This window comes from Nesterenkonia sp. K-15-9-6 (genome assembly GCF_052656005.1).
In genome coordinates this window covers 281,331-289,602 of the sequence record NZ_JBQYEY010000001.1, presented here as the reverse complement: position 1 = coordinate 289,602, position 8,272 = coordinate 281,331, and the positions used below count along the sequence as shown (strand labels likewise).

The following is an 8,272-nucleotide window of genomic DNA, read 5'->3' as shown; positions in this document are numbered from 1 at the left end:
GGGGGCCCCGGGTGGAGAGGGGTTTTTCCTCGGGACCGGCGGGCCCCCGCCCCCGGGCTCCCGGGGGCGCCCACCGGGCCCCCGCCGGGAGGCCCCGTTCCGGACCATGGTCCGGAACGGGGCCTCCGTGTGCCTGGGCTGCGCGGGGTCGGTTCGGGCGGTCAGTCCGTGACGCTGAGCCCGGTCTGGCGGACCGGCTCCTCGGAACCGAGCGCGGCGAGGACCGCCTCCGGGCGTCGGGTGGAGACGATCCAATACGGCGTGGCGTCCTGGGGATCGGTGATCTGAATGGTCACCACGGGATCGATCCACCCACGGATGCACTGATAGGCCCGTGCGTCGAAGCCGGGGCCGAGCTGCTCACGTGCCGCCTGGGCGCGATGGGCCACGACGGCGCCGACGTGGGTGCGCTCGATCCGGGCTCGGCCGGCGCTCAGCCACCCTTCGGTGATCTCGATCCGAGGGGTGGTGATGATCAGGGCGAACAGCAGCAGTCCGACTCCGATGACCATGGCGGTCGCGCCGAGCCCGACGGAGATGGGGAAGAAGATGAGCGAGACGGAGGCTCCGATGATGACCGCGGCGAGCCAGATCCACCACGCCGGCCAGAGCTTCTCGGAGTAGCTCGGAGAATGCGTCGTCATGACCACCAGCTTCTCACGGAACCTCCGGTGGGCCGGAACCGCCGACGGTGACGCCCTGCCGGATGGAAGCTCGGGCCAGAGGGAATCCCCGGCCGACTGGAATGTCAGGCCGGATGAGTAGACTCGAGGGGTCACTGGACCAGCCCGACATGGGCGGGACCAGGCCCCAGCCCGCAGACCACGAGGAGAAGCAGCCCCGATGACCACGTCTACGCAGGAGCACGACGCCGGCCAGATGCCGACCGGCTCGGCGCCCGGCAGGATCCGGGTGCCGATCCGGCGTCTTGATCCGGACCTTCCGCTTCCCGGCTATGCCCACCCGGGCGACGCCGGAGCGGACCTGGTCAGCGCCGAGGACTTCACGCTGGAGCCGGGTACACGTCGCCTCGTGCCGACCGGGGTGGCTGTCGCGATCCCGCAGGGCTGGGTCGGGCTGGTGCACCCCCGCAGCGGACTGGCGGTGAAACACGGAATCACCCTTGTCAACACGCCGGGAACCATCGATGCTGGGTATCGTGGAGAGCTCAAGGTGTGTCTGCTGAACACCGACCGTTCGACTCCGGTGAGCTTCCGTCGCGGAGACCGCATCGCGCAGCTCGTCCTCCAGCGTGTGGACCAGGCTGAATTCGTGCCTGTGGACCAGCTGGAGGACAGCGACCGCGGCGCAGGCGGCTTCGGCTCCACCGGCACGTGACTCTCGAGGGATAAGAGGAACTTCAGCATGATCTTCGGACGACGGAAGAAGTCCCAAGGGGCGGAGAAGGCCAAGCCCGCCACCATCAGAGCGGCGCTCCGCGAGGAGGAGACCTCCCCCACGAGCCCTGCCCAGGAGGAGACCACGGAGAGTTCCGCGGCCCCCGAGCAGCAGTCCGCGACGGCACCAGCGCCGCAGGAGTCGGTGCCGCAGGAGTCGGTGCCGCAGGATTCGGCGGCCGCCGGTTCCGAGACCGGCGGCGCGTCCGACAGCGCGCCCGACGGTGCCTCTGAGGACAACTCTGAGGACGCCTCGGAACGCATCGAAGGCGGGGGGCCCTACGACGTCACGGAGGTGGAGACCACCAAGGGCTACATCGACTTCGGCGCGGTCCTGGTGCCGGCGGGCAAGGAACAGAAGGTACGCCTGGACATCGATCAGAAGACCAAACGTGTCGTGGCCCTGACGATTTCGGTGGGACAGGCCAGCATCCAGATCCAGCCGTTCTCCGCGCCCAAGTCGGGAGGCACGTGGGATGAGGTGCGGGAACAGATCCAAGACTCCGTGGTGAGGCAGAAGGGGCGGATCAAGCAGCTCGACGGCCGCTTCGGCAAGGAGCTCGCCGCCCGTGTCCCGACCACGCTGAAGGACGGCCGGGCCGGCTGGCGCGTGGCTCGTTTCATCGGATTCGAGGGGAACCGCTGGTTCCTGCGCGGTGTCGTCGGCGGGCGGGGGGCGATCGACCCTCAGGCCGCTCGTGACGTCGAGGATCTCTTCTCTCGGCTCGTCGTCGTGCGCGGCGACGACCCGCTGCCGCCTCGCGAGCTGCTGCCGCTGCGGCCGCCCGAAGGCGCACGCCGGGTGGTGCTGCCGCGGAACCCGGCGCAGCGTCGGGACGCCGCACCAGGGCCGAATCCCGGCGCTGCCGCGGTCGGCAGTGGAGAAGGGGACCAGAGCGGCGCCCGTGCCAACGGTGTCCGACCGCAGCAGCGGAGGTCGGCAGGAGGCGCAGCGGCCGGCTCCGAGGGGCCGCAGCAGGCCTGATCTCGCTGGCGGACGAGGCGGCGACAGGCGGTCGAGGGACGGCCGATGAAGACCAGGGGACCACGCACAGGGGAGGCGCAGGCGGCTGTGATGACTGATTCACCGGGCAGGGCGGGGACGCCGGGCAGCTCGGAGGAGCGTGCGGCGCGGGACGAGACGTCACCGCCCGCAGCGCCCGAGACGCTCATGACCGGGGGAGCGACCCCTGATGCCGCGACTCCCGATGCCGCGACTCCCGATGCCGCGACTCCCGATGCCGCGACTCCCGATGCCGGGAGGCTCGGGAGCGCCGGGGGCCCGGGGCAGGACGATCCGTCGGACCGTCGGGGCGATCAGGTTCAGGATGCGGCCGGCCCGGACGAGATCGGGGAGCGGCTCGCCGAGTCGGCGGGCTCCCGGCTGCGCACCCGTGAGGACGGCTCGCTCGACGTGATGTCCTCCATCGGGGGCGTGCGGGGCCTTGTCGAAGCTTCTCTGCCCGCGGCGGCGTTCCTCACGGTGTTCGTCATCACCGAGGACCTGCTGATCTCCTCCATCGTCGCGGTCCTCATGGGACTGATCTTCACGGTGGCGCGGCTGGCACAGCGCGGCCCTCTGGTGCAGTCGCTGTCCGGGCTGGCGGTCATCGTGCTGTGCGCCGTCGTCGCCCAGCAGACAGGCGAGGCCCGTGACTTCTACCTGTGGGGCTTCGTCACCAACGCCGCCTACATCGCGGGCTTCGCGCTGTCCGTCGCGGTCCGCTGGCCGTTCCTGGGGATCCTCTTCGGCTTCATCCGGGGAGAGGGCGTCGCCTGGCGTCAGGACCACGCTCGTCGGAGGCGCTATGCGCTGGCCACGTGGATCGTCACCGGTGTGCTCGCGCTGCGGCTGGCGGTCCAGCTGCCGCTGTACCTGGCGGACGCCGTCGTCGCGCTCGGGACTGCTCGCCTGGTGATGGGGCTGCCCCTCTATGCCCTGGCCCTGTGGGTCGGCTGGATGATCACGCGCCCGACGGTCGTGGAGGACCGGCGCGATGGAGAGGCGGTGTCCTGAGATGGTGACCTCACGACAGGCCGGCACGACACATTCGCAGCAGCTGCTCACCCTCGACGTCGGCCCGATGGCTCATGGGGGTCACTGTGTCGCCAGGCATGAGGGGCGGGTCATCTTCGTCCGGCATGCGATCCCGGGCGAAGTCGTCCGGGCACGCGTCACCGACTCAGGACCGCAGGCCAAGTTCTGGCGCGCCGACGTCGTCGAGGTCCTGGAGGCCTCGGACTACCGGCGACGGCACATCTGGAAGCTCGCCGACGCACTCCGCGCCCATGAGATGGACCGGCTTCCGGTCGGCGGAGCCGAGTACGGCCACATCACGGACCAGCATCAGCGCCGCGTCAAGGCCCAGGTCTTCCGGGACACTCTGCAGCGCATCGGCGGAATCCATCTGCAGGACCTCACCCTGGCCCATGCCCCAGCCGACGGGGAGATCCATGTCGTCGACGTCGGAGAGCGTCACAGCAACGGTCTGCACTGGCGCACGCGGGTCAGCTTCGGGGTCAACGATCACGGCGTGCTCAGCATGAAGCCCTACCGCAGCCACGAACTGATCGATCTGCGAGGGATGCCGCTGGCAGTGGAGGACATCCATGAGTCCCGACTCTTCGGCGGAGACTTCACCGGCGCCCAACGAGTCGACGTCGTGGCCCCGGGTGGTCGGGCGCCGTTGGCGCTGGTCGTCCACGCCGAGCAGTCCCGGGCTGAGGAGGCCGGACTTCGTCAGCGCCTGTTGCGCATCGCCGACGTCGAGCCGAAGGTCGAGACCATCGTGCTGGCGCTGGCGCGCGCCGACGACGCACGGGCCGAGGCCCCGAACGGCGGCGGCGCCGTCGCCCGCAACGGTGCTCGCTCCGGCGTCCGCAACGGGCGCCGCGGCTCTGCCCGTGGTCGCACGCGTGGCCGTCCCGAGGTGCCTCGGGTGCCGGCGGTCGTGGAGCATGAGATCGTGCTCGGCGGTCGCACCGTGGCCGAGCCGCTGCCGGTCCCGGTCGCCACGGGGGACGGCGAGGAGCGTGCCGTCGTGCCGCTGCGCCCGGAGGGCTTCTGGCAGATCCACCGTCATGCGCCCGAGGCGCTGGTCCGCACGATCGACGAGATGGCCAGCGTCGGGGCCGGCGACGCCGTCGCTGACCTGTACGCCGGCGCCGGGCTGTTCACCGCCTGGGCCGCGGCGCGCACCGGCGAGACGGGACAGGTGCTCAGCGTGGAGGCCGCGGCCGGGTCCAGCGCCTCGGCGCGTGAGCTGTTCGACCGGACGCAGCACGTCCGGGTGGAGACGGCCCCGGTGGAACGGGTGCTGGACGCACTGGGGGGCCACGACCTGATCCTGGTGGACCCGCCGCGCGCCGGCGCCGGAAAGAAGGTCATCGGGGGCGTCGATGCGGCGGATGCGCGCCGGCTCGTCTACGTGTCCTGCGAACCGGCGTCCTTCGCCCGTGACGCCAAGGACCTGCTCGCCCGGGGTTGGCGGTTGGCGGACCTGCAGGTGCTGGACCTCTACCCGAACACGCACCACATGGAGTCAGTCGCCCTGTTCGAACGCTGAGCCCCGCCCCTCCGGGCCGCATCGGCGCCGAGCTCGACGCCGATGCGCGTGCACCGCGTCCTTGGACGCCCGCGGAAGGCCTGGTCAGCTCTGTGGTTCGGCGATCCTGGCCTGTGGAAGGCCACCCGCGGGCCTCCGCGGGGGCGACAGCGACATGAGCCGCATCACGTCATGTCGACCGAGTAGGATGGACAGCGATACGGCTCTGAGCGCTGGAGGAGACTCCGCGTGCTCGGGCCCGGTCGCGCCACTGACCTGAGGTCGCCGTCGTGCTCGTCGTCGAGCGCCGCGTCCGCAGCGCGACCGAGGCCTGCACCGGAAGGTCCTCCGGCGAACTCTTCAGCGCCCGTTGTCCGACGGCCGCGTGCCGTCGGACCGTGTCAGTCTGGCAACTACAGAGGAGTCCCGCGTGAGCACTGTGGACAGCTTCGGAGCACAAGGCGTTCTCAACGTCAACGGCGCCGATTACGAAATCTTCCGCCTCAACACTGTGGAGGGCCACGAGTCCCTTCCGTACAGCCTGAAGGTCCTCCTGGAGAACCTTCTGCGCACCGAGGACGGGGCGAATGTGACGGCCGAGCACATCAAGGCTCTCGGCCAGTGGGACGAGACGGCACAGCCGAACACCGAGATCCAGTTCACTCCGGGTCGGGTCCTGATGCAGGACTTCACCGGTGTGCCCTGCGTCGTGGACCTGGCCACCATGCGTGAAGCCGTGGCAGACCTGGGTGGCGATCCCAAGCGGATCAACCCGCTGGCGCCGGCCGAGATGGTCATCGACCACTCGGTGCAGATCGACTCCTTCGGGAACTCGGACGCCATCGAGCGCAACATGGACATCGAGTACCAGCGCAACGGCGAGCGGTACCAGTTCCTGCGCTGGGGCCAGACGGCCTTCGACGACTTCAAGGTCGTGCCTCCCGGTATGGGCATCGTCCACCAGGTCAACATCGAGAACCTGGCCCGCGTGGTGATGACCCGTGAGGTCGACGGTGCGCTGCGCGCCTACCCGGACACCTGTGTGGGCACCGACTCGCACACCACCATGGAGAACGGCCTGGGTGTGCTGGGCTGGGGCGTGGGCGGCATCGAGGCTGAGGCCGCGATGCTGGGCCAGCCGATCTCCATGCTCATCCCGCGCGTGGTCGGCTTCAAGCTCTCCGGGGAGATCCCCGCCGGGGCGACAGCCACCGACGTGGTGCTGACCATCACCCAGATGCTCCGCGAGCACGGCGTGGTCGGCAAGTTCGTCGAGTTCTACGGCGAGGGCGTGGCGGCGGTTCCGCTGGCCAACCGAGCGACGATCGGCAACATGTCCCCGGAGTTCGGCTCCACGGCCGCGATGTTCCCCATCGACGAGGTCACCCTGGAGTACCTGCGCCTGACCGGCCGCACCGAGGAGCAGGTCGCTCTGGTGGAGGCCTACGCGAAGGAGCAGGGGATGTGGCACGACCCGTCCCGCGAGCTGCGCTTCTCCGAGTACCTCGAGCTGGACCTGTCCACCGTGGTGCCCTCGATCTCGGGTCCGAAGCGTCCGCAGGACCGTATCGAGCTCACCGACGCCAAGGAGCAGTTCCGCAAGGACATCCACAACTACGTGGAGCACGTGACCGACCCGGCCACCAACGGCCACGCCGACGCCGCCTCGGCGGCCTCGTTCCCGGCCTCGGACGCTCCGGCGCACTCCGCCGACGAGGAGCAGGACGTCAAGGACCGTCCGCGGCACGTCGGCGGCGAGGAGGTCGTGGGCCGGCCCTCGAAGCCGGTGCCGGTCTCGATGCCCGACGGCCGTGAGTTCACGCTGGACCACGGTGCGGTCTCGATCGCCTCCATCACTTCCTGCACCAACACCTCCAACCCGAACGTGATGCTCGCCGCCGGTGTGCTGGCGCGCAACGCGGTGGAGAAGGGCCTGTCGCAGAAGCCCTGGGTCAAGACCTCCATCGCACCGGGCTCGAAGGTCGTGACCGACTACTACGAGAAGTCAGGGCTGATCGAGCACCTGGAGAAGGTCGGCTTCTACGTGGTCGGCTACGGCTGCACCACCTGCATCGGAAACTCCGGTCCGCTCGAGGAGGAGATCTCCAAGACGGTCCAGGAGGAGGACCTCGCGGTCACCTCAGTGCTGTCGGGCAACCGCAACTTCGAGGGTCGCATCAACCCGGACGTGAAGATGAACTACCTGGCCTCCCCGCCGCTGGTGGTGGCCTACGCCCTGGCCGGGACCATGGACTTCGACTTCGAGAACGAGCCGCTGGGCCAGGATGCGTCGGGCGACGACGTCTACCTGCGCGACATCTGGCCGGACCCGATCGAGGTCCAGAAGATCATCGACGAGTCGATCGACACCGAGATGTTCACCTCGAAGTACGACACGGTCTTCGACGGGGACCACCGGTGGCAGGAGCTGAACACTCCGGAGGGCTCCACCTTTGCCTGGGACGAGTCGTCGACCTACGTGCGCAAGGCGCCGTACTTCGACGGCATGTCGCTGGAGGCCTCCCCGGTGGAGGACATCTCCGGGGCGCGGGTGCTGCTGAAGCTGGGCGACTCGGTCACCACCGACCACATCTCGCCGGCCGGCTCCTTCAAGTCCGACACCCCGGCGGGCCGCTACCTGCTGGAGAACGGCGTGGAGCGTAAGGACTTCAACTCCTACGGCTCCCGCCGAGGCAACCACGAAGTCATGATCCGCGGCACCTTCGCCAACATCCGGATCAAGAACCAGCTGCTCGACGGAGTCGAGGGCGGCTTCACCCGGGACTTCACCCAGGAGGGCGCCCCGCAGGCCTACGTGTACGACGCCGCAGAGAACTACAAGGAGGCCGGCACACCGCTGGTGGTCCTGGGCGGCAAGGAGTACGGGTCGGGCTCGTCCCGGGACTGGGCCGCCAAGGGCACCAAGCTGCTGGGCGTCCGCGCGGTCATCACCGAGTCCTTCGAGCGGATCCACCGCTCGAACCTCATCGGCATGGGTGTGCTCCCGCTGCAGTTCCCGGAGGGCGAGACGGCCGACACGCTGGGTCTGACCGGTTTCGAGACCTTCTCGATCTCCGGAATCACCGCGCTGAACGAGGGCACCATCCCGAAGACGGTGCAGGTCACCGCCGCGGCAGAGGACGGCTCGGAGACCACCTTCGACGCGGTCGTGCGCATCGACACCCCCGGCGAGGCGGACTACTACCGCAACGGCGGCATTCTGCAGTACGTGCTGCGCCAGCTGGTGAAGTGAGCGGCTGACCGTCGTCGGCGCACCGTCCTTCGGGAGCACAGACGACGGGCCACCCGCTGAGTCGACGGCGGGCGGGA

6 protein-coding genes are annotated in these 8,272 nt (G+C 69.5%); 5 read left to right on the top strand and 1 reads right to left on the bottom strand.

Translation table 11 applies throughout. The features are described from left to right. Positions 1 to 161 precede the first annotated feature (161 nt). Positions 162 to 644, bottom strand: coding sequence for a DUF3093 domain-containing protein (locus SD455_RS01230; protein ID WP_070158914.1), 483 nt, complete (start codon positions 642 to 644; stop codon positions 162 to 164). A gap of 235 nt (positions 645 to 879) precedes the next feature. Here SD455_RS01230 and dut point away from each other — a divergent pair, with 235 nt between their 5' ends. From dut to SD455_RS01205, 5 genes are all read left to right on the top strand, one after another. Continuing rightward, on the top strand, positions 880 to 1,338 hold the full coding sequence (dut, locus tag SD455_RS01225; protein WP_445507015.1) for a dUTP diphosphatase: 459 nt from the start codon (positions 880 to 882) through the stop codon (positions 1,336 to 1,338). A 27-nt stretch (positions 1,339 to 1,365) separates the two neighbouring features. After that, on the top strand, positions 1,366 to 2,382 hold the full coding sequence (locus SD455_RS01220; protein WP_445507007.1) for a DUF3710 domain-containing protein: 1,017 nt from the start codon (positions 1,366 to 1,368) through the stop codon (positions 2,380 to 2,382). A gap of 90 nt (positions 2,383 to 2,472) precedes the next feature. Further along, a complete protein-coding gene (locus tag SD455_RS01215; protein ID WP_445507006.1) occupies positions 2,473 to 3,414 on the top strand; it encodes a DUF3159 domain-containing protein in 942 nt (313 codons plus the stop codon). 1 nt (position 3,415) lies between these two features. Beyond that, positions 3,416 to 4,963, top strand: a complete 1,548-nt coding sequence (locus SD455_RS01210) for a class I SAM-dependent RNA methyltransferase (RefSeq protein ID WP_344683013.1) — start codon at positions 3,416 to 3,418, stop codon at positions 4,961 to 4,963. A 409-nt stretch (positions 4,964 to 5,372) separates the two neighbouring features. Continuing rightward, entirely contained in the window at positions 5,373 to 8,195 is a 2,823-nt protein-coding gene (locus SD455_RS01205; protein ID WP_445507005.1) for an aconitate hydratase, read from the top strand. Positions 8,196 to 8,272: the final 77 nt, after the last annotated feature.